The organism is Rhizobium sp. RSm-3, assembly GCF_001854685.1.
Lineage (GTDB): Bacteria > Pseudomonadota > Alphaproteobacteria > Rhizobiales > Rhizobiaceae > Rhizobium > Rhizobium ecuadorense.
Genome location: NZ_MAWZ01000016.1, coordinates 43,723 through 64,899, shown reverse-complemented (window position 1 = coordinate 64,899; position 21,177 = coordinate 43,723). Strand labels below are relative to the sequence as shown.

The window sequence follows — 21,177 nt, the reverse complement described above, 5'->3', positions numbered from 1 at the left end:
CGCTCAGCTGGCTGATGCCGTTTCAGCGCATCAGCAGCGAGACCAGGCCAGCCTGGGAGTTGACCCCGAGCTTGGAATAGATGTTCCTCAGGTGGGTTCTGACCGTCTCGTAGCTGATGTCGTCGGCGACAGCCACTTCCCTGGCGGAATGGCCCGATGCGATGCTCGATGCGATCCGGACTTCGGTTGCGGTCAGTCTGTAGAGCTGCATCAGCAGATCGCGCCGCTCACCGAGGGGGCTCGCCATCATCGGCTCGGCAATCACGGCCACGGTCGGCCCCTCCAGGAACTCCGTGAACGCATCGGACTGAAGCCGGACGAGCGTGAGGCGGTAGTTATCCTGGTTCCGGCCCTTGACGATCGCCGTGTGCGGTTTTGTCTGCGCACCGTTTCGGGAGGTCAGGAATTCGAGAACGGCGGCGGACTTCTGGCATTGAAGTCCAAGCTTGCCATCAGCGGTGATCCGCACCGGCAAGCCGGCTTCCATCAAGGCGGCCGCGCTTTTATTGCAGCGACGAACTTTCCCTTGCTCCGAAACATAGATCAAGCCGACCCCGATGCTGTCGAACAGGGTCTGGGATGCGTGTTCGTGCGGCGCGAACAGATCGCGCTTGCGAATGAAATCGAACGCCCTCTTCAGATGCGGCGCCAGGATCGTGTACCGCGCGGCCGCCTCTCTGTTGACATCGGGGTCCGCCGAAGACGTCGAGGTCGACAGGATGAAGGTGCGGCTTTCCTCCCGAATGATGGAAACGCCGACACTCGTCTCGCATCCGGCCTGCGACTTCAGCCAGTCATTGTAAAATTCCGATTTGAGCAGCTCTTCCCGCGGAAAGATCTCGTCCCCGCACAGGCCCTGGCCGACGGGCACCAGGCTCAATCTCGGAATCCACGGATTGACCGCGGCAAAGTGGCTGCTGAACTGGTCGACCTCGGCCTGCGAGAAGCCCGACATGAAGGGAACATGGGCAACGGACGCGCTCAGATCGTGGTAATGCAGCGCGGCCTTGCCGCCCGGCGACGTCTGTGCAACCCGATCCAGGAAATCCTGCCAGCTGCACTCGCCGAAGAGGCTCCCGTAAATCAAATCCGTCAAATGAGATGAGACGTCAGTCGAGTGAACCATGATCGATTTTCAACATCGGCGAATAAAAGCATCTTCGAATAATCAATAGGGTTGAATTCGGAAATGCAATGGAATTCACACGTCGATTTCGGATGAAACTGCCGCACGCGTCCTGATGACAGGCTTTAATCCAGAAACCCATAGAGCCAGTCCCGCGTCTCCTCCGGCAAAGACACCGGCTGCTGATCCTCGCGAGCGCGGGCCTGCCAGATGATCTCCACCTCGGCGGCGCGTTCCTCTCCCGTATCGATCGAGACGATGAAGCCGATGGAGCGCACGCCGATCTTGTCGACGGCCGCGGTAAAAAGGGCCGGCTCGTCGTAATGCAGCGGGCGGTGGAGAACGCAGGTAATCTTGCTGGCGCTGTAGACGGGTTCGTCCTCGACCTCGGGCCGCGACGACCAGAAGCTTGCAATGACGGATTCGGCATAAGAAATATAGGAGGCCAGGAACATCCGGCCGGTCATATCGACATCGCGAAACGGCACATGTATTTCCGTCACACCCGGGCGTTTAGACTGACTCATCAACAACTCTGCCTACAAAATTCCCCGTCCATGAGAGTAGCACGGGGTTTTTCGAAGTAAACGGCTGAGATGACAGGAATTTATAATGACGCCGGCGGCGAGATGGTACGGCAGGAGCGCTTGTTGAAATCGTCAGGCGATGCCCCATCTGCTGTGGAACATGACATAAGCGACCGATAGAGTGTCTCCATGAGCACCCGTCTTTATGAACATCCGATCTTCCTGGAACATGTGACGCCCGCCGGCCATCCGGAGCGATCGGACAGGATCCGCGCCATCAATGTCGCGCTCGAACATCCGAATTTCGAGCGGCTGGAGCGCCGGCAGGCGCCTGAGGCAAGCGAGGATGCGGTGCTGCTGGCCCATCCGGAAGAGCATCTCAAAGCCGTGATGCGGGAGATCCCCGACGAGGAGGGTCGGATCAACCAGCTCGAAGCCGATACCTATGCCAGCGTCAAAAGCCTGCAGGCGGCGTTGACCGGCATCGGCGGGGCGATGGCGGCGGTGGACGACGTCTTTTCCGGCGCCGCCGACAATGTCTTCGTCGCCGCCCGCCCACCGGGGCATCATGCCGAGAAGATGACGGCGATGGGCTTCTGCTTCTTCAACAATGCGGCGATCGCCGCCCGCCATGCGCAGAAAAGACATGGCGCCGAGCGCGTCGCCATCATCGACTGGGACGTACACCACGGCAACGGCACCCAGGATATCTTCTGGGACGACCCCTCGGTGCTGTTCTGCTCGACGCATCAGATGCCGCTCTACCCCGGCAGTGGCGCCAAGGACGAGAAGGGCAAGCACAACACCATCGTCAATGCGCCGCTTTCTCCGAATGTCGGCAGCGACCATTTCCGCGAGGCGTTCAAATCGCGCGTGCTGCCGGCCGTTGCCGATTTCCGGCCGGATCTCGTCATCATCTCCGCCGGTTTCGACGCGCATCACCGCGACCCGCTGGCGCAGATCAACCTGACGGGCGAGGATTTCGACTGGGCGACCGGGCGGGTCCTGGAGCTCGCCGATCGCTACGCGAAGAACCGGGTCGTCAGCCTGCTCGAAGGCGGTTATGATCTCGAAGGCCTCGCCGAATCGGCGGGCATGCATATTCTGCGAATGATGAAGGGTTGAGAATGACTGACAGCGCCAAGCCTGAGGTATCGGGCCTTTCCTTCGAAAAGGCGGTGGCCGAACTCGAAAGCATCGTCGCCCGGCTGGAACGCGGCGACGTGGCGCTGGACGAATCGATCGAGATCTATGAGCGCGGCGAAGCGCTGAAAAAACATTGCGAGACGCTGCTTTCGGCCGCCGAGAACCGCATCGAGAAGATCCGGCTCGACCGCGCCGGCAAGCCGCAGGCCGTCGAACCGCTCGACGGGGCCTGAGGCGAAACCGCTGCCGGGGCGCTTGGCGATCGGCTTGCGACCGATCTATGATCCCCTTCCAGAATCTTGAGGGGACAGAAATGACGGACAGATTGAAGGGCAAGGTCGCCATCATCTCGGGCGGCGCGACCGGTATGGGCGGGGCCGCCTCGAAGCTTTTTGCGGCGGAAGGCGCGCGTGTCGCGATCGTCGACCGCAATGGAGAGGCGGCAGCCGAGACCGTCAAACAGATCCGTGATGCCGGCGGCGAGGCCGATTATTGGACGGCCGATGTCTCTGACGAAGCCGCCGTCAACGCCGCCGTTGCGGGCGTCGAGGACCGCTACGGTGCGGTGACCGTGCTCTTCAACCATGCCGGCACCATCGTCATCAAACCCTTCCTGGAAACGACGCTGCAGGAATGGGACTGGCTGCATGCGGTCAATGTGCGCTCGATGTTCCTGATGACCAGGGCGGTGCTGCCGAAGATGATTGCGGCCGGCGGCGGATCGATCGTCTGCACCTCGTCGATCTCGGCGGTCGCCGCCACGCCGATGGAAGTGCTTTACGACACGACCAAGGGCGCCGTGCACATGTTTGCCCGGGCGATCGCGGTGGAATTCCGCGACCGCAACATCCGCTGCAACGCCGTCTGCCCCGGCTTCATCCGCACGCCGCACGGGTTGCGCGAGGTCGCCGACCTGCAGGCGCTCGGCGTCGATGTCTCGGATGCCGCCATCGCCGCGCAGCAGGGGCGGATCGGCGAGCCCGAAGACGTGGCCCGGGCCGCGCTTTACCTCGCCAGCGACGAATCGAACTTCGTCAACGGCGCCCATCTCTTCGTCGACAATGGTTTTACGGCGATCTGAGATAGAGCGGGCTCAGCGCCCGATTGGACGCGCGGCGCTTCAGGCACTATCTCTAGCCCACACCCTAGCGATCGGAGATCCGCCATGTCCTTCTTTCCCGGTAAAGATCCCCTGCCTGGCGATGCCTTCGCTTGTGATGCGATCGAGAATCTGATCATTCCGCGCACCAGCGATATCGGCGGGTTTCAGGTGCGGCGAGCGCTGCCGACGCGGCAGCGGCGCCTCGTCGGGCCGTTCATCTTCTTCGACCGCATGGGGCCGGCGATCCTGAAGCCCAACGAGGCGCTCGACGTGAAGCCGCATCCGCATATCGGGCTGTCGACGGTTACCTATCTCTTCGACGGCGAGATCCGCCATCGCGACAGCCTCGGCACCGAAAAGGTCATCCGTCCCGGAGATATCAACCTGATGACGGCAGGCCGCGGCATCGTGCATTCCGAGCGCACGCCCGACAATCTGCGCGGCCATCCGCTGCTGATGTCGGGGCTGCAGACCTGGCTGGCGCTGCCCGACGACAAGGAGGAGATCGATCCTTCCTTCGCCCATACGGAAAAGTCCGAAATGCCGCTGATCGAGACGCCAGGCGTGCGCGGGCGCGTCGTCATCGGCTCGTTCGAAGGCATGGCATCGCCGGTCGGGGTTTTCTCCGACACGCTCTATGTCGATCTGAGCCTGCAGACGGGCGCAAAGTTTCCCTTCGGCGCGGCGCATGAAGAACGCGCCGTCTACGTACTGTCAGGCGAGGTCGTCATCTCGGGCGACCGTTTCGCCGCCGACCAGCTGCTGGTCTTCCGGCCGGGCGATCCGATCACGCTGGAAGCCGGGACCGACGGCTGTCACCTGATGCTGTTCGGCGGCGCGGCGCTGAATTCGAAACGCTATATCTGGTGGAATTTCGTCTCCTCCTCGAAGGAGCGGATCGAAAAGGCCAAGGAGGAATGGCGCAGCGGCCGTTTCGATATCGTTCCCGGCGACGAAGAGGAATTCGTGCCTTTGCCGGAAGGGTGACGGTGGCGGCGATGCGCCGCCGCCGACGGGCGGCGGAATCTCAACCCGCGAAATACCGCGTCAGCGCGCCCTTGGTGCGGTTCACGTAGCCGTCCTGCCAGCTGTCGTCGACGTTGAGAAAGCCCGACCAGCCCTTCTTGCCCTGGCGCTTCAATTCCGCCTCGACGGCGCGGAAGCGATAGTGGTCATAGACGTCGAGGATATGGACGGAATAGGCCTCGGCGAGCGCGCGGTCGCCTTTGACGATCAGCATGTTTTCGTCATTGGCGTAGGAGGCCTTGAAGCCGAGATTGTGGCTGCCGAGGACGACGACGCATTCGTCCGACAGGGGATCGATCACCAGCACCTTGTCGTGAATGATGGCGCCGACCTTCTTGGCCGTCAGTTCTTCGGCGCCGAAATCCGCCAGCAGCTGGCGGTCGTCAATGCGCGAGGCGCGGACGATCGAGACATTGGCCTCGTCGAACGTATGGGGCGAGATAGCGTCGGTATCGTCGTCCTCATCGTCGGGATCGTTCCCCTTGCCGGCGACGTAGTTGGGCATGGCCTGGGCGCTTGAAACGGCGCCGGTGATGATCAGCTTCTGATCCTTGAGGCCGATATCGATCGCCTCGCCGACAATGCAATCCCTGCCCGACTGGCCGGGATAGAAGGCCAGAAACAGCACCGCGTGCTCGGCACGGCGCATCAGGCGGTAGACTTCACGAAGATCGGGCGGAATTGCCTTGCCTTTTCTGCGGCTCTGCATGTTCGGCGAGAACCAGGCTTCGAGTGAAGCGCCGTTGCCGGCCGAGACGATGGAAGGTGTCTCGTTCGAGCGCCGGAATTTCTTGCTCTGCTGGTTGTCGGGCATGCCGTCATCGAATTCGACGGGCGCCTCCAGCGTCGCATTGTCTTCCAGCATCCGCTCCCAATAGGCGACATAGGCCGCGGCAACCGCATCGTTGCGGACAATCAAGGCGTTGTTGGACTGGCCGGCCAGTCCGGTCGCCGTCCAGTTGGTGCTGCCGGTGAAGACGCTGCGCGGAGCGCCATCCGGCGGTATGTGCACGACGAATTTGTTGTGGCCGATCTGGCTCGAATTGTTGAACATCCGGTGGTGAATCTCGACGCCGGCATCGATCAGCGCCTGGCGTGCATGCTCATTGCGCACATCCCAGGCGTCCCCGACCTTTCCGGTATTGGCAAGGATGATGCGCAGCTTCTCCTTGTTGGCAATCAGCAGCGCCAGCAGCTCCTCGTCCTCCAGTTCGTAGAGGGCGACAAGGAAGCGGCCTGGCGCATTCATAAATTCCCTGAGCATCGGAATGACATCGCCGGCCAGATATTTGCGGATGCCGTTTTCAGGATTGGAAATCATGTCGATCAGCTCGTTCGGCTGTTTCACGCCGTCCTCGAGCAGGACGTTGCGCAGCCACTGCGCGGCGAGAATGCCGTTGGTGAAGGTCGACTCGAACTGGCCGCGCTTGCGCGTCACATGGACCGGGTTGGTGGAGACGGCCGGCCCGAGATAACCGAGCGGCCGCGGGGCGCCCTCATAGGCCTTGACCGCAACCTTCTCGTAGCTGCCGTCGGCCTTCCTGATCGGCTTGCCGTTTTGATCCCGCTTGTTGATCTCGACCAGCGCAGGCGTCGGATCGGGGGCTGCCTGCATGCCCGGCTTCAGATCGCCGAGCGGACGGATCTCGTAACGCACGCGGACCTCGTCCGGCCGCCGTTTCATTTCATTGCGCCGCTTGCGCAGCGTCAGGTCGCGCCAGGAAAGCTTCTGCACCGGCCAGAGCGACGTCGTCTGCGGCAGCCAGTGAGGGTTGCGCTGGCCCTTGAAGGCGACCCAGGCGGCGCAGGTCACGCGGTCCTCGCTGCCATCGGGTCTTTTCGACACGTTTCCCTGCTCGTCGAGATAGACGCGGACGACTTCAAAGCCGAGGCATCCGTCGATCTTGGCGTCGATGTCCCAGGCCACGAAGGCGACCTCGTTGTTCACATAGGCATGCGCTGCAACAATCGTTCCCATGGCCCGCCCCCAAGTCAGTGCGAGCCAACATTGCTACCATTCCGTGTCATATTCAAGCGGCTCGCCGGCGCTTGGCGCTTCGATCGGCGGGGTGGAAAACCAGGGCGGAAGCAGGCCAAGATCAGGTGAATGCAACTCACAGAAATAGAATGTGATATCCCCCGAAACCGCTCACACATTTTTCCGCCATGCTCTAAGGTGAAAACCTTCGGTTCCTGAAACCACTTGTTTTGCCTCGTTCTAATCGAATAAAGCGGTACAAGGAAAAGTAAGAAAGAGCGCCCGCCCGTGACACAACTGCCGAAGACCCCCCTGCTCGACCAGGTCATTTACCCCGCCGACCTGCGCAAGCTCGAGGATCGCGAGCTGCCGCAGCTTGCCCGCGAAGTCCGGGACGAAATGATCGATGCGGTGTCGCGCACCGGCGGCCATCTTGGCGCCGGTCTCGGCGTGGTCGAGCTGACGATCGCCATTCATAACGTTTTCAACACGCCCGACGATCGGCTGATCTTCGATGTCGGCCATCAATGTTATCCGCACAAGATCCTCACCGGCCGGCGCGACCGGATCCGCACGCTGCGCCAGGAAGACGGGCTGTCCGGTTTCACCCGCCGGGCCGAGAGCGAATATGATCCCTTCGGGGCGGCGCATTCCTCGACCTCGATCTCGGCCGGCCTCGGCATGGCGATCGCCGCCGATCTCGACAAGACCGACCGACGCGTCATCGCCGTCATCGGCGACGGGGCGATGTCGGCCGGCATGGCCTATGAGGCGCTGAACAATGCCGGCGCGCTCGACGCGCGGCTCATCGTCATCCTCAACGACAACGACATGTCGATCGCGCCGCCGACAGGGGCGATGAGCGCCTATCTCGCCCGCCTTGCCTCCGGTCGCACCTATATGGGCTTCCGCGACTTCGGCAAGAAGCTGACCGCCTATCTCGGCAAGAACATCGACCGGGCGATCACCCGCGCCGTCGAGCATGCGCGCGGCTACGTCACCGGCGGCACCATGTTCGAGGAGATGGGCTTCTATCATATCGGGCCGATCGACGGGCATTCCTTCGACCATCTGCTGCCGGTGCTGCGCAACGTACGCGATAATGGCCGCGGACCGGTGCTGATCCATGTCGTCACCCAGAAGGGCAAGGGCTATCCGCCGGCGGAAGCCGCGGCTGACAAATATCACGGCGTCAACAAGTTCGACGTCATCACCGGCGCCCAGGCCAGGGTCAAGCCGAATGCGCCGAGCTATACCAGCGTCTTTGCCGAAGCGCTGGTTCAGGAAGCGACCCTCGACGACAAGATCGTCGGCATCACCGCCGCCATGCCGAACGGAACCGGCCTCGACAAGCTCGCCGACGCCTTTCCGTCGCGCTGTTTCGATGTCGGCATTGCCGAGCAGCATGCCGTGACCTTCGCCGCCGGCCTTGCGGCGGAAGGCTACAAGCCGTTTGCGGCGCTCTATTCCACCTTCCTGCAGCGCGCCTACGACCAGGTCGTGCACGACGTGGCGATCCAGGGACTGCCGGTGCGTTTTCCGATCGACCGCGCCGGCTTCGTCGGCGCCGACGGACCGACCCATGCCGGCTCCTTCGACACCGCCTTCCTGACCACCCTGCCCGGCTTCGTGGTGATGGCGGCGGCCGACGAGGCCGAACTCAAGCACATGGTGCGCACGGCTGTCGCCTATGACGCCGGGCCGATCTCCTTCCGTTATCCGCGCGGCGAAGGGGTCGGCGTCGACATGCCGGCGCGCGGCGAAATCCTGCAGATCGGCAAGGGCCGCATCGTCAAGGAAGGCACCAAGGTGGCGCTGCTCTCCTTCGGCAGCCGGCTTGCCGATTGCCTGCTTGCCGCCGAAGACCTCGATGCCGCCGGGCTTTCGACGACGGTCGCCGATGCGCGCTTCGCCAAGCCGCTCGACCACGATCTGATCCGCCAGCTCGCCCGCCACCACGAGATGGTGATCACCGTCGAAGAAGGCTCCGTCGGCGGCTTCGGCAGCCAGGTGATGCAATATCTCTCAAGCGAGGGCCTGCTTGACAACGGCCTGAAGATCCGCTCGCTTGTCATGCCCGACATCTGGATGGAACAAGCCAAACCCGAAGCGATGATCGCCCATGCCGGCCTCGACCGCGCCGGGATTGTTTCGACCGTGTTCAGGGCGCTGGGGCGCGGGGTTGCAGTTGGGGTTGCGGGGTAGGTGAATTTGTGAGGGTGTGCCGTGTGAAGGCCCCTCATCCGCCTGCCGGCACCTTCTCCCCGTAAACGGGGCGAAGGGGATATGCCGTAACCTTTCCGTCCCTCGCCAACGTCTCGCAGGGCACGTCCCCTCGCCCCGTTTTTACGGGGAGAGGGTTAGGGTGAGGGGCAGGCTCTTGCTCCCGCCTATGCCGTTCGACCGTGAAAAAGGGCGCGCGTCGGCTGCTCATCGCTATACTTGCTCCAGCAGCCACCCCACCCTCCGTCATGCTCGGCCTCGAGCAACATCCGCCTCCTAAGAAAAGCGTCTTCAGAACTCCGTCCAGTCTTCCTGAACCGCAACCGCAGCGCTCGCCTGCCTGCCGCCGAAGGCTTTGGTGACCTTGCTGGCGAGGGCGCGGGCGGGAGAAGCGACCGGGCGGGTGTTGGGGGCGGCGACGGTGGCGCGCGGTGCTGCGGCGTCCGGCCTGGTCTGGCCGAGTTTGAACTGGCGCAGCAGCTCGTCCAGCGCGCTTGCCTCGCTGGCGAGCGCATGGCTTGCCGCGGTCTGTTCCTCGACCATGGCGGCATTCTGCTGGGTGCCCTGGTCCATGTTGTTGACGGCGGTGTTGATCTCCTGCAGGCCGATCGACTGTTCGCGGGTGGCGGTGACGATCGCGCCGACGTGGTGGTTGATCTCCTGCACCTCGGCGACGATGGCCTCAAGTGCCTTGCCGGTCTCGCCGACGAGGGAGACGCCGGCAACGACCTGTTCGCCCGACGTGGTGATCAGCGCCTTGATCTCTTTCGCCGCCTTGGCCGAGCGCTGGGCAAGCTCGCGCACTTCCTGGGCGACGACGGCAAAACCCTTGCCGGCTTCGCCGGCGCGCGCAGCTTCGACGCCGGCATTCAGAGCCAAGAGATTGGTCTGGAAGGCGATGTCGTCGATGACGCCGATGATGTTGGAGATCTCGCCCGAGGATTTTTCGATCTGCTGCATGGCGGAGACCGCCTTGCGGACGACTTCGCCGGATTTTTCGGCGCCGAGGCGGGTGCGCTCGACGAGATTGCCGGCATCCTCGGCGCGCTTGGCGCTGTCGCGGACGGTGGTCGTCACCTGCTCGAGCGCTGCGGCGGTCTCCTCGACGGCGGCAGCCTGCTGTTCGGTGCGGTGGGCAAGATCGTCGGCGGCCGAGCGGATTTCGCCGGCGCCGGCATTGATCGCCGAGGCGTTGCGGCCAACCGATTGCAGGGCTGCCTGCAGCTTTTCGACGGCATGATTGAAGTCGTTGCGCAGGCTGTCATATTGCGGCGCGAATGGCGTCTGGATACGGCCGGCCATATCGCCATTGGCAAGCTCGGCAAGGCCGCCGGCCAGGGCATCGATCGCATGGCGGATCTCGCCTTCCTCGCGGGCCTTCTGCTCGTCGGCTGCCCGGCGCTGGCGCTCGGCGTCATCACGCATGCGGTCGGTTTCACCGGCAAGGCGCAGCTTCTCGATCGCCGCCTGCTTGAAGACCAGCACCGACTGGGCCATGCGGCCGACTTCGTCGCCGCGGTCGGTCGCCGGGACCTCGATATCGTTCTCACCGCCGGCGAGGCGATCCATAGCCCCGGTCATGCCGACGATCGGGCGGACGATGGTGCGCGACATCAGCCAGGCGAGCACGGCGGCGGCAAGCGAGGCGACAATACCGCCGGCCAGCAGCGTCGTCTTCAGATCGCTATTGGCCTCGGCGCGGATTTCAGCAAGCGCTTCGGACTTCTCGCGGGCGCTGGCCTTGATCTTGGCCGAGGCCTGGCGGAAGCCGTCGAGCTGGCCCTTGGTGGCGTTGACGCCGATCTTGACGACCTCTTCGATCGGCATGTCGGTCTCCTTGCGCGCCTTGGTCTGCGGCTCGGCCAGTTCATGGAAGTAGAGGTCGGCGGCCTTCTGCATGCCGTCGATCATCTCGACCAGTTCCGGCTCGGCCGCGGCCGTCTGCCTGGCGGCGGCAATCGCCTTCAGCATACGCTCGCGGTTGGCGAAGACATCGCCATAGGTGCTGTCGCTGCGGAACAGGATGAAGCCGCGCAGGTTGACGGCCTGTTCGAGCATCGCCTGCAGCGCATCGTCGATCTGGTTGACGAGCAGCTCCGACTTTTCCTGCTCGGCCGACGCGGCCGCCGACGCCGTCGCCTTGGAATAGACGAAGGCGGAAACGGCGACGAAAATAAGAATGAGGGCTGCGAACGTGGCCGCGAGCTTCCCGTTCAAGGATATGTTTTTAGCGGACATCGGTGAATTTCTCCTGACGACAGTCGACGCGGCGAAAGTGGGTCGCGCGTGAGGCGCAACCGCAAGACCTTCTGAATTGAGACCATGATCGGCGTTGAAACGCTTGCGCCGTCATGGCGCCGAGCGGTCCGGACGAACCGCTGCAATCGAAGCGAAGCTATGCGGGCGAGCTTTAGATTTGCTTAAATTAGCCGCCGTCGAAGCGGCGCGGACCATGATTAAAGTTGCTTAAATCAAGGCTGCTTCGGTTCCGCTTCCGGCGGATTGAGGATGAGAATGTCGAAATCCTTTGCCGGATCGAAATCCTCTGATGTCATCCGGAAGGTCGTCGGGCCGATCTTTTCGACATTGCTTCCGCAGAAGCTGATGAGACTGTCGGGCTTGCCCTTGTCGACCGTCAGCTGGAAGCGCCGGATCGGTCCCGCCCAGTTGGCGCCGGTCGACAGCACATAGGAGATCCAGCTTTCGGTATAGTTGGCGCCGCCCGCCTCGGCTTCGCCTGCACGCTGCTGAGCGACCCTGACGAAGTCCGCATCCAGGCAGTATTTGCGAGAATATTCCTCGAAGCGCTCGCCCTTCGGCTGGCCGTTATCGAGAAAGCTGATGGCGACGGTGCCGCCGACCGCCGGCTGATAGCTGTGTTCGACGCTGACCTTCTTCTTGGCCGGAAAGGTGGTGCGCCACCAATAGGTCGAGCGCAGCGTCCAGAGCGGTACCAGATCGGCGTCGGTCATGGGATAGATCAGCCCGCGGGCGATCCAGTCCTTGCGGACGGTGTCGGGGAGCTTGGCGAGCGCATCGCGGGTCTTCTGGCTGTAAGGCAGGACGGGAATCTTGTTTTTGGCTAACTCGTCGGTGACGTCGATGCCGAGCGAGACGACACGCTGCTGCAGCTTGGCGGTGATCGGCCTGCCATCCTGCACGGTGGAGAAATGCAGGAAATTGTCGCTGTCATAGTCTGAAATGGCGGAGTTGCTGTCAACTTGACCTGAGATATCGGGCATCGGGAAGGCGACCAGGCTTTCGACATCCTTGTCTGATGTGTTCTCGAACACGTAATCGACACGCACCTGCGAAGCGGAGATGAAGAGATCCTCCTGCACCATGCTGACATCGTCGGACTGGGCAAAGATCAGCCCACCGGTCTTGACCTCGGCCATGGTGTCGTTCGCCAGCGCCGGCGATGCGATCCCCGCGGCGACAAGAAGAGTGAAGAGCTTCAGCATAAAACACCCCCGTGTCTGCGGCCCGCCCCGTCATCGCCGCCGCAGGATTATCGCCGAAAGCTTTCGAGGGTCAATGAGGCTGTCTGGAACAAAATGCTTGCAACCGGCGGCTTTGCCGGTCATTCACAGCCGATGTCCGATCAAAACAGCCAACGCCTCGACCAACTTCTTGTCTCCCGCGGTCTCTTCGCCAGCCGCTCGCGAGCCCGCGACGCCGTGCAGCGCGGCACCGTCAGGATCGCCGGCCTGGTGGTGACGAAGGCCGGCGCGCTCGTCGTCGACGACGCTGCCATCGAGATCGACGATCCGGCGCAGGACTATGTCTCGCGTGCGGCGCTGAAGCTTGCTAGCGCCCTCGAGCATTTCCGGCTCGATCCGGCCGGCCATCACTGTCTCGATATCGGCGCGTCCACCGGTGGCTTCACCGAGGTGCTGCTGCAGCGCGGCGCTCGGCATGTGACGGCGATCGATGTCGGCCATGGGCAGATGCATCCGCGCATTGCAGCCGATCCGCGGGTGACCAACAAGGAAGGCCTCAACGCCCGCAACCTGACGGCAGACGATATCGGCGAGCCCGCCACATTCATCGTCTCCGACGTCTCCTTCATCTCGCTGAAGCTGGCGCTGGCGCCGGCTCTCGACATCGCCGAAGCGGGTGCGGTCGCCGTGCTCCTGGTCAAACCGCAGTTCGAGGCGGGGCGCGAGGCGATCGGCAAGGGCGGGCTGCTGAAGGATCCCTCGTCTGCGCCCGCCGTCGCTGCGCAACTCGCGCGCTGGTTCACCGAGGACATGGGCTGGAACAGCCTCGGCCTCATCCCCTCCCCGATTGCCGGCGGCGACGGCAATCAGGAATATCTTCTGGCAGGATTGAAACCGTGAGCACCGAAACCGTCACGATCGAAAAACTCGGCGCCCAGGGCGACGGCATCGCCGGCAGCGCCGGCGGGCCTGTCTATGTGCCCTTCTCGCTGCCGGGGGAAACCGTCGCCATCGCCCGCGTCAAAAGCCAGGGCACGATCATGTCGATCACGACAGCCTCGCCCGACCGGCAGGAGCCGCCCTGCCGGCATTTCGGCCCGGATGGCGTCAACGGCACCTGCGGCGGCTGCACGCTGCAGCATATGGCCGATAGCCCTTATCGCGCCTTCAAGCGCCAGCTGGTCATCGATGCGCTGCGATCGAAGGGGCTGACGCCTGAGGTCGGCGAGATCGTGCCGGCCCGGCCGGGCGAGCGCCGGCGCGTGGTGTTTGCGGCGCGCAAGACCGAGAAGGACATGCTGATCGGCTTCAACCAGGCCGAAAGCCACCATATCGTCGCGATCGAGGAATGTCCGATCTCGTCGGCAGGGCTCGTCACCCGGCTGCCGGCGATCCGGGCGATTGCAGCATCGCTCGCGACCAACGCCGAACCCTTCCGCGTCTCCGTGCTCGAAACGCTGTCCGGCCTCGATATCGCGGTCGACGAGGTGAAAAAACTCTCCGATGCGCAGCGGCGCAAGGCGGTGGAGATCGTGCTCAGCCTGCGCGGCATTGCCCGTGTTTCTTTGAACGGCGAAATCCTCATCGAGCCGTCGAAGCCGCTGATCGATTTCGGCGGCGTCCAGGTCTCGCCGCCGCCGGGCGGCTTTGCCCAGGCGACAAAGCCGGCGGAAGAGGCGATGGCCGAGCTGGTGCTTGCCCATGCCGGCAAGGCCAAACGGATCGCCGATCTTTTTGCCGGCGCCGGCACATTTTCGCTGCGGCTGGCGCGGATCGGCCGCGTGCATGCTGTCGAAGCCGAAGCAAAGGCGCTTGCCGCCCTCGACCACGCCGCCCGCAACACGCAGGGGCTGAAGCCGGTCAGCATCGAAAAGCGCGATCTCTTCCGCCGCCCCTTGATGACGCAGGAGTTCAAGCCCTATGATGCCGTCGTCTTCGATCCGCCGCGCGCCGGTGCGGAGTTCCAGTGCAAGGAGCTTGCCCGCTCCGCGGTGAAGAAGATCGCCGCCGTCAGCTGCAATCCGCTGACGCTGGCGCGCGACCTCGCAATCCTCGTCGAGGGCGGTTACCGGATCACCGGCGTGACGCCGATCGACCAGTTCCTCTGGACCTCGCATGTCGAGGTGGTGGCGACGCTGGAGAAATAGTCGGCCGCCCGCCGACTCACCCCGTCCATATCAATGCCGAGGGCGCGATGCCCTCAAGCATCTTTATTGCGTGCCGGATTCGCGCTCCGCACCCACATTCAGCCGAATTGCCCGCGTTCCAAGTTTCGCACCGCTGACGCCATCGATGGCGATCGGCTCGATCTCCAAGCCCGTTTCGACATCGACATAGCGGGCGAGTTCGCCATCGCAATGGCGGTGCGCCCACGCCCCGATCATCATCAGCACCGGCAGGAAATCCCGGCCTGCTTCCGTCAGCACGTACTCCTCGCGGGGCGGCCGCTCGGAATAGAGGCGCTTTTCCAGCAGGCCGTCATCCGTCAGCGCCTTGAGGCGCTTGGTGAGCATGGTCGGCACGATGCCGAGGCTCTTCCTGAACTGGTCGAAGCGGGTAAGGCCGGTATGGGCGTCGCGCAAGACCAGAATGCTCCAGGCATCGCCGACGGATTGAAGGCCGCGGGCGACCGGGCACTGCGGAATCGGATTTTTTTTCATTAGGTATCTTTTCGATAGTGACACGATATCGAAAAGATAGTAACAGATCGGCCAACAATGATCCACCCTTTGAAAGCGGACAGTATGATCGACAAAAGCAGAAACGTTGCACTGGTCACCGGTGCGTCCTCCGGCATTGGCCTTGTCACGGCCCAATCGCTGGTGAAGGCCGGCTATCGCGTCTATGGAACAAGCCGCAAACCAGTCGCCAACAGGCCCGGGATAACGATGCTGATCTGCGACGTGACGGATAAAGCATCGGTGGAGGCTGCCATTGCCGAGATCCTGCAACAGGCCGGCCGGATCGATCTTGTCGTCAACAATGCCGGGATCGGCCTGCTCGGCGGCGCCGAAGAATCATCGATCGACCAGGCCCAGCGGCTTTTCGACGTCAACCTTTTCGGTGTCGCCCGCGTCGTCAATGCCGTGCTGCCGGTCATGCGCAAGCAGAAGAGCGGCCGGATCGTCAACATGAGCTCGATCCTGGGACTTATCCCATCCCCCTACAACGCCTTCTATGCCGCAACCAAACATGCGCTCGAGGGCTATTCGGAATCGCTCGATCACGAAGTGCGCAACTTCGGCATTCGTGTCGTTCTCGTCCAACCCGGCGTCACCAGAACATCCTTCGAGGAAAACCTGACACGCGCAGACCAACCGCTTCCGGTCTATGCGTCGGAGCGGACCCGCAGCGAAGCGCTGATGCGCAAATGGGTGGAAACGGGCGACGCGCCGCAGGTCGTCGCCGACATGGTCGTCAAAGCCGCAACAGCCAAGAAGCCGAAGCTGCGCTATTCCGCCGGCAAGCAGTCACGCCAGGTCCGCTCGCTTCGTCGCTACCTGCCGGAGCGGCTGGTCGACAGCCTCTTGCGCAAGGTCAACGAGTTTCCGGCCTCGGCTTGAACCTTTTAATCGAGGACAGGATTCAGATTTCGAGCCGACACGCTTAAAGTCACCCTGTTCTCGGCCAAGGAAACCGATTCTGAATGCGCAAGACCAAAAGACGAAATCCCTACTATACCGGCCCGGTGTCCGATCACTTCGACGGCACATACTTCTTCAATCCCGACGGTATTGAGCCCCTTGGTTTCCGCGATTTGCTGCGGTGGCAATTCGGTGGTGGCCGTGAGCGTTGGCCACGGTCGGTCCCAAGCCCATATCCGGCGGTCAAGCCGAATCCACGTGTCGACGGCGGAGATCTGCGGGTGACCATGGTTGGGCATGCGACCATGCTGGTGCAGGTCGCCGGGCTCAATATCCTCACCGACCCGGTATGGTCGGAGCGCGTCAGCCCCTTCACCTTTGCCGGGCCCAAACGCGTCGTCCGACCGGGCATCGCATTCGATGATCTGCCGCCGATCGATCTCGTGCTGATCTCGCACAATCATTATGATCATCTCGATATCGCAACGCTCAGGCGGCTGCATGCGAAGCATCGGCCGCGTGTGGTGACGCCGCTCGGCAATGACACGATCATCCGCCGCGCCGTGCCCGATCTACAGACAACAGTGATGGACTGGGGCGAGTGCATTGCGCACGCCGGAATCAGCATCGATGCGGAACCTGCGCATCATTGGTCCGCCCGCGGCGGCACCGACCGCCGCATGGCGCTCTGGGCCTCGTTCGTTTTGTCGACTCCGGCCGGAAAGATCTATCACGTCGGCGATACAGGCTTTCACCACGGCATCAATTACAAAGCGGCACAGCAGAAGCATGGCGGCTTTCGCCTGGCCATTCTACCCTTCGGCGCCTATGAGCCGCGATGGTTCATGCAAGGCCAGCACCAGAATCCGCAGGAGGCGGTGATCGGAATGACGCTGGCAAACGCTGCCTATGTGGCGGGGCATCACTTCGCGACGTTCCAACTGACGAATGAAGCGGTCGATGCGCCGACGAGGGCATTGCAAGATGCAATGCGCGAGCATGATATTTCCCCGGAACGGTTCCGGCCGCTCAGGGCCGGCGAGGTCTTCGATGTGCCGGCGGTTTAAAGCAGCTCCAGCAAAAATGTGAAGCGCTTCAGCGGCGCATAAAGGCTTCGAAGGCGGCCCGGGCCTCGGCGCTTTTCAGACGGGCGGAGAAATGGCGGGCCTCTTCGTCGATGCGAGCGATGATTTCGTCCCTGTCGCCACGGATGAGATCGCGGGCGATACGCAGCGCCTGCGGCGGCTTGGCGGCAAGGCGAGCGGCGGTCGTCAGCGTCATAGCATCGACTTCACCGGGTTCGACCACCTTCCAGATGAGACCGGCCTCCTTTGCCTCCGCTGCGGAAAAGGCCTCTCCGGCCGCGAGCATGGCGAAGGCGCGCTGGTGGCCCATCAGGCGCGGCGCAACCAGACTGGAGCCAGCCTCCGGCACCAGCGCCAGATCGACAAAGGGGGTACGGAACTGGCTGCGGCTCGAGGCGATCGTCAGGTCACAATGGAGATGGATGGTCGAGCCGATGCCGATCGCCAGACCGTCAACGCCGGAGACCACCGGTTTTTCGGCCTTCACCAGCGCATAGAGGAAATCGAGGATTTCCTGCTCCAGGCCGCCGCCGCCGACCGCGGCGGCAAGGAAGTCGTTCAGATCATTGCCTGAGGAAAAGCAGCCCTCGGTGCCGAGAAAGGCTATGGCGCGGATGGCGGGATCGGCATCGGCCGCCTTCAGCGCATCGGCCATTGTCCGGTACATGGCACGGGTGATGGCGTTCTTCTTCTCCGGCCGGTTGAAGCGGATGAGCTGGACGCCGGGATGGGCGGACGGCTGCTCGACGATGATGTGATCGGTCATGGAATCTCCTCAGAGGTCTTGGGGTCGCCTCAGGCGAGCAGGATGCGGGCGGCGGCAAGGCTTGCCGCGCCATTGACCACGCGGTCGCCAAGGGCTGCGGTCTCGGCCAGCAGGTTTTCGGCGGCGAAGCGGCAGAGCGCGACGCGGCCCTCGCCCCTGCCGTCGCCGCTTTCGGCAAGAGCGCCCTTGGCGAGATAGCAGCCGGTGAGCACGAGGCCGAACAGGCGCTGATAGGGTGTCGCACCCGAGAGCGCCTCGGCCGCCTTGCCATCGGCCAGCATCTTCGTCAGCCAGGCGGTCGCCGCGTCGAGATCTGAAATCGCTGCGTCGAGCCTGACGGCGGTCTCGCCGAAACCATCGAGATTGGAGCGTCGGACGCTATCGGCAATCTCCTTCAATTCAGCGATGAAGCCCGTCACCTGATCGCCGCCCGAGAGCGGCAGCTTGCGGGTGACGAGGTCGATCGCCTGGATGCCGTTGGTGCCCTCGTAGATCGGCGCGATCCGGGCGTCGCGGAGATACCGCGCCGCACCGGTCTCCTCGATGAAGCCCATGCCGCCATGCACCTGAATGCCGAGCGAGGCGACGTCGACGCCGGCATCGGTGGAAAAGGACTTGGCGATCGGCGTCAGCAGCGCGGCGCGCTCCTGCCAGTGGCGGCTGGCATCGTCTGCCCGGTGGGACATGTCGATCGCATGGGCGCAGGCATAGGAAATGGCGCGCGACCCTTGGGTCAGCGCCTTCATCGTCAGCAGCATCCTGATGACATCGGGATGTTCGACGATCGGGCTCATACCGGGCCCGCTCCAGCCGGGCGCCTTGCCCTGGGTGCGCTCCCTGGCATAGGCGAGCGCCTTCTGGGTGGCGGCCTCGGCGATCGCCACGCCCTGCATGCCGACGGCGAGACGGGCATTGTTCATCATCGTGAACATGCAGGCGAGCCCCTTGTTCTCCTCGCCGACCAGCCATCCGACAGCACCTTTTTCGTCGCCGAACCGGCCGTCGCCATAGATCATCGTGCAGGTCGGCGAGCCGTGGATGCCGAGCTTGTGCTCGAGCGAGTGGCAGAACAGATCGTTGCGGGGGCCAAGCGAGCCGTCGTCGTTCACCAGGAATTTCGGCACCAGAAAGAGCGAAATGCCGCGGGTGCCGGCCGGCGCATCCGGCAGGCGGGCCAGCACCAGATGAATGATATTGTCGGCCGCGTCATGCTCGCCCCAGGTGATGAAGATCTTCTGGCCGAAGATGCGGTAGCTGCCGTCGGCGTGGCGCTCGGCGCGAGCTTTCAGTACACCGAGATCGGAGCCGGCATGCGGCTCGGTCAGGTTCATGGTGCCGGTCCATTCGCCGGACACCATCCTTGCCAGATATGTCTCCTTCAGCGCAGCGCTGCCATGGGCGCTGACCGCCTCGATGGCGCCCATCGTCAGCGTCGGGGCGAGCGCAAAGGCCATGGAACCGGAATTCCACATTTCGAGGGCTGCGACATTCAGCATATGCGGCAGAGCCTGGCCGCCGAAAGCTTCGGGCGCCGTCAGGCCGTTCCAGCCGCCGGCGATCCAATTGCGATAGAGATCGCGCCAGCCGTCCGGCAGCCTGACCTCGTCCCCTTCCAGACGGGCGCCCTGGCGGTCGCCGATGTCGGCGAGCGGCGCCACCTCCTCTGTGGCAAAACGTCCCGCTTCGGAGAGGATCGCGTCGATCAGATCTTCGCCGAGATCGCCGAGATGCCCTTGGGAAACCGCCTCTCCCATGCCGGCTACGTGCTTCAACGTGAACGCGATTTCCTCGACGGGCGCCTTGTACATTGTCTTCCTCCGCGGGACCGGCCTGCATTGTCTGCCCTTGGGCAAAGCCTTCCGTGGCAAAGGGCTAATTGATTTTTACGTAAACGTCAATTTCGATTTCCCGGCCTGCCATGTGATAATTCACCGGAAACAGCGCTTGGCCCTTGCACCCTCGCACAAATGGACGTCATGAAGTCTCTCTAGGGGAAATCTCCGAAAACGACATCGCCTTCGCAAAGGATCGGCGACCAATGGATACATTGCCCGCCAACATACCCGGCTTCGTCTGGGCCTACCGCTTTTCGCCGGGTGAAAAGACCGCGGTGCGGCTGAATAACAGTGCGACGGTGGCGGATCTGACCGCCGACGATTGTTTCTACTGGCTGCACCTCAACCTTGTCGACGCCCGCGTGCCGGCATTGCTCGAAACCCTCACCGGGCTGACGGAGGATGCGAAATCGGCACTGACGACGCGTGACACGCATGCGACCATCACCGTCGACGAGCAGATGCTCTACGGCACGCTCGTCGACTGCCAGCGCGATTTCGCTGAGGACACCAGCAATCTCGGCTGGCTGCATTTCGCCATGTCCGACCGCTTCATCATCACCACCAGGCTGCAGCCGCTGCGCAGCGTCGAGCGGGCGCGGGCGCTGATCGAGAAGAATCCGGGCAAATTCTCACGGCCGGTCGATCTCTTCGAACTGCTGGTGATCGAGTTTCAGCGCACGCTGATCGCCATCGTCATCGAGCTCACCGATGAACTGAACCTGATCGAGGATTTCGTCTACGACAATGCGCCGCGCGACGAACGCCGACGGCTGGCGCCGGTGCGGCGCACCGTGGTCAGGCTGCACCGGCATCTGCGCACGGTGCTGGCGCTGATGCGCCGCGCGGCGGCCGCCGACGACGACGAAATGCCCTTCGGCTTCGACGATGTGGCGCGGCGGCTGACGAGCCGGCTGGAAACGGTCGACCACGACATCTATGCGCTGCAGGACCGGGCGCGCCTGCTGCACGAAGAAATCGACTCGAAGCAATCCTCCGAGACCAACCGCCACCTCTATCTGCTGTCGATCATAACGGCCTTCCTGCTGCCGCCGACCCTGGTGACCGGTTTCTTCGGCATGAACACCGCCAACCTGCCCTTCGCCGTCGGCGACTACGGCACCGAATACGCCGTCGCCCTCATCGTCGCCTCGATCGCCTTTGCCTGGTGGCTGCTGCGGCGGGTGGATATTCTTTGAATTGAGACGGTGGGTGTTGGCAATTCCGCTGCTATTCAGCAAACGTCACCGTTCTAGCCGCAGAGATTGCCCCACGCTCCGTCCTCCTCGGGTTTGACCCGAGGAGGACGGAGCGTGGGGTTACGTTCGGCGAAACT

The 21,177-nt window shown here is 63.2% G+C and carries 18 protein-coding genes; 10 read left to right on the top strand and 8 right to left on the bottom strand.

Annotation, left to right across the window (positions count from 1 at the left end; all coding sequences use genetic code 11):
• Positions 1-22 precede the first annotated feature (22 nt).
• Positions 23-1,126 carry a helix-turn-helix transcriptional regulator gene (locus tag BBJ66_RS16870; protein ID WP_071088501.1) on the bottom strand — a complete coding sequence of 368 codons (1,104 nt, stop codon included), beginning with the start codon at positions 1,124-1,126 and terminating at the stop codon, positions 23-25.
• A 125-nt stretch (positions 1,127-1,251) separates the two neighbouring features.
• Positions 1,252-1,653 carry an acyl-CoA thioesterase gene (locus BBJ66_RS16865; protein WP_049736012.1) on the bottom strand — a complete coding sequence of 134 codons (402 nt, stop codon included), beginning with the start codon at positions 1,651-1,653 and terminating at the stop codon, positions 1,252-1,254.
• Between the two features lie 189 nt (positions 1,654-1,842).
• Between BBJ66_RS16865 and BBJ66_RS16860 the strand changes: the two genes are divergently transcribed.
• The 4 genes from BBJ66_RS16860 (at position 1,843) to BBJ66_RS16845 (ending at position 4,888) form a co-directional block, all read left to right on the top strand.
• Positions 1,843-2,778: a histone deacetylase family protein gene (locus BBJ66_RS16860; RefSeq protein ID WP_071088499.1), complete on the top strand. Its 936-nt coding sequence runs from the start codon at positions 1,843-1,845 to the stop codon at positions 2,776-2,778.
• Between the two features lie 2 nt (positions 2,779-2,780).
• Positions 2,781-3,032, top strand: a complete 252-nt coding sequence (locus BBJ66_RS16855) for an exodeoxyribonuclease VII small subunit (protein ID WP_047613900.1) — start codon at positions 2,781-2,783, stop codon at positions 3,030-3,032.
• Positions 3,033-3,112: 80 nt separating this feature from the next.
• Positions 3,113-3,880, top strand: coding sequence for an SDR family NAD(P)-dependent oxidoreductase (locus tag BBJ66_RS16850; RefSeq protein ID WP_071088497.1), 768 nt, complete (start codon positions 3,113-3,115; stop codon positions 3,878-3,880).
• An 84-nt stretch (positions 3,881-3,964) separates the two neighbouring features.
• Complete coding sequence (locus tag BBJ66_RS16845) at positions 3,965-4,888, top strand: pirin family protein (protein ID WP_071088496.1); 924 nt, start codon at positions 3,965-3,967, stop codon at positions 4,886-4,888.
• Between the two features lie 40 nt (positions 4,889-4,928).
• On the opposite strand, the gene BBJ66_RS16840 is transcribed toward BBJ66_RS16845, so the two are convergent.
• Positions 4,929-6,905 (bottom strand): phospholipase D-like domain-containing protein, encoded by a 1,977-nt coding sequence (locus tag BBJ66_RS16840; RefSeq protein ID WP_071088494.1) that lies wholly within the window; start codon positions 6,903-6,905, stop codon positions 4,929-4,931.
• Positions 6,906-7,193: 288 nt separating this feature from the next.
• On the opposite strand from BBJ66_RS16840, the gene dxs reads away from it, so the two are divergent.
• Positions 7,194-9,110, top strand: a complete 1,917-nt coding sequence (gene dxs, locus BBJ66_RS16835; RefSeq protein ID WP_071088492.1) for a 1-deoxy-D-xylulose-5-phosphate synthase — start codon at positions 7,194-7,196, stop codon at positions 9,108-9,110.
• Positions 9,111-9,419: 309 nt separating this feature from the next.
• Here the strand turns inward: dxs and BBJ66_RS16830 are convergent, their stop codons facing one another.
• Together BBJ66_RS16830 and BBJ66_RS16825 are read right to left on the bottom strand one after the other, a co-directional pair.
• Entirely contained in the window at positions 9,420-11,366 is a 1,947-nt protein-coding gene (locus BBJ66_RS16830; RefSeq protein WP_071088490.1) for a methyl-accepting chemotaxis protein, read from the bottom strand.
• Positions 11,367-11,599: 233 nt separating this feature from the next.
• Complete coding sequence (locus tag BBJ66_RS16825) at positions 11,600-12,592, bottom strand: DUF4424 domain-containing protein (RefSeq protein WP_071088488.1); 993 nt, start codon at positions 12,590-12,592, stop codon at positions 11,600-11,602.
• A gap of 132 nt (positions 12,593-12,724) precedes the next feature.
• Here BBJ66_RS16825 and BBJ66_RS16820 point away from each other — a divergent pair, with 132 nt between their 5' ends.
• Both BBJ66_RS16820 and BBJ66_RS16815 read left to right on the top strand, forming a co-directional pair.
• A complete protein-coding gene (locus tag BBJ66_RS16820; protein WP_049736049.1) occupies positions 12,725-13,471 on the top strand; it encodes a TlyA family RNA methyltransferase in 747 nt (248 codons plus the stop codon).
• Positions 13,468-14,718 (top strand): class I SAM-dependent RNA methyltransferase, encoded by a 1,251-nt coding sequence (locus BBJ66_RS16815; RefSeq protein WP_071088485.1) that lies wholly within the window; start codon positions 13,468-13,470, stop codon positions 14,716-14,718. The genes BBJ66_RS16820 and BBJ66_RS16815 overlap by 4 nt, the downstream gene beginning before the upstream one ends.
• A 63-nt stretch (positions 14,719-14,781) precedes the next feature.
• Here the strand turns inward: BBJ66_RS16815 and BBJ66_RS16810 are convergent, their stop codons facing one another.
• Complete coding sequence (locus BBJ66_RS16810) at positions 14,782-15,231, bottom strand: winged helix-turn-helix transcriptional regulator (protein ID WP_049736003.1); 450 nt, start codon at positions 15,229-15,231, stop codon at positions 14,782-14,784.
• Positions 15,232-15,315: 84 nt separating this feature from the next.
• Here BBJ66_RS16810 and BBJ66_RS16805 point away from each other — a divergent pair, with 84 nt between their 5' ends.
• Positions 15,316-16,134: an oxidoreductase gene (locus tag BBJ66_RS16805; protein ID WP_071088483.1), complete on the top strand. Its 819-nt coding sequence runs from the start codon at positions 15,316-15,318 to the stop codon at positions 16,132-16,134.
• Positions 16,135-16,217: 83 nt separating this feature from the next.
• Positions 16,218-17,222, top strand: coding sequence for an MBL fold metallo-hydrolase (locus BBJ66_RS16800; RefSeq protein ID WP_071088481.1), 1,005 nt, complete (start codon positions 16,218-16,220; stop codon positions 17,220-17,222).
• A gap of 28 nt (positions 17,223-17,250) precedes the next feature.
• On the opposite strand, the gene BBJ66_RS16795 is transcribed toward BBJ66_RS16800, so the two are convergent.
• Both BBJ66_RS16795 and BBJ66_RS16790 read right to left on the bottom strand, forming a co-directional pair.
• A complete protein-coding gene (locus BBJ66_RS16795; RefSeq protein ID WP_071088479.1) occupies positions 17,251-18,006 on the bottom strand; it encodes a crotonase/enoyl-CoA hydratase family protein in 756 nt (251 codons plus the stop codon).
• 29 nt (positions 18,007-18,035) lie between these two features.
• Positions 18,036-19,814, bottom strand: a complete 1,779-nt coding sequence (locus BBJ66_RS16790; RefSeq protein WP_071088477.1) for an acyl-CoA dehydrogenase — start codon at positions 19,812-19,814, stop codon at positions 18,036-18,038.
• Positions 19,815-20,044: 230 nt separating this feature from the next.
• Between BBJ66_RS16790 and BBJ66_RS16785 the strand changes: the two genes are divergently transcribed.
• A complete protein-coding gene (locus BBJ66_RS16785; protein ID WP_071088476.1) occupies positions 20,045-21,040 on the top strand; it encodes a transporter in 996 nt (331 codons plus the stop codon).
• Positions 21,041-21,177 lie beyond the last annotated feature (137 nt).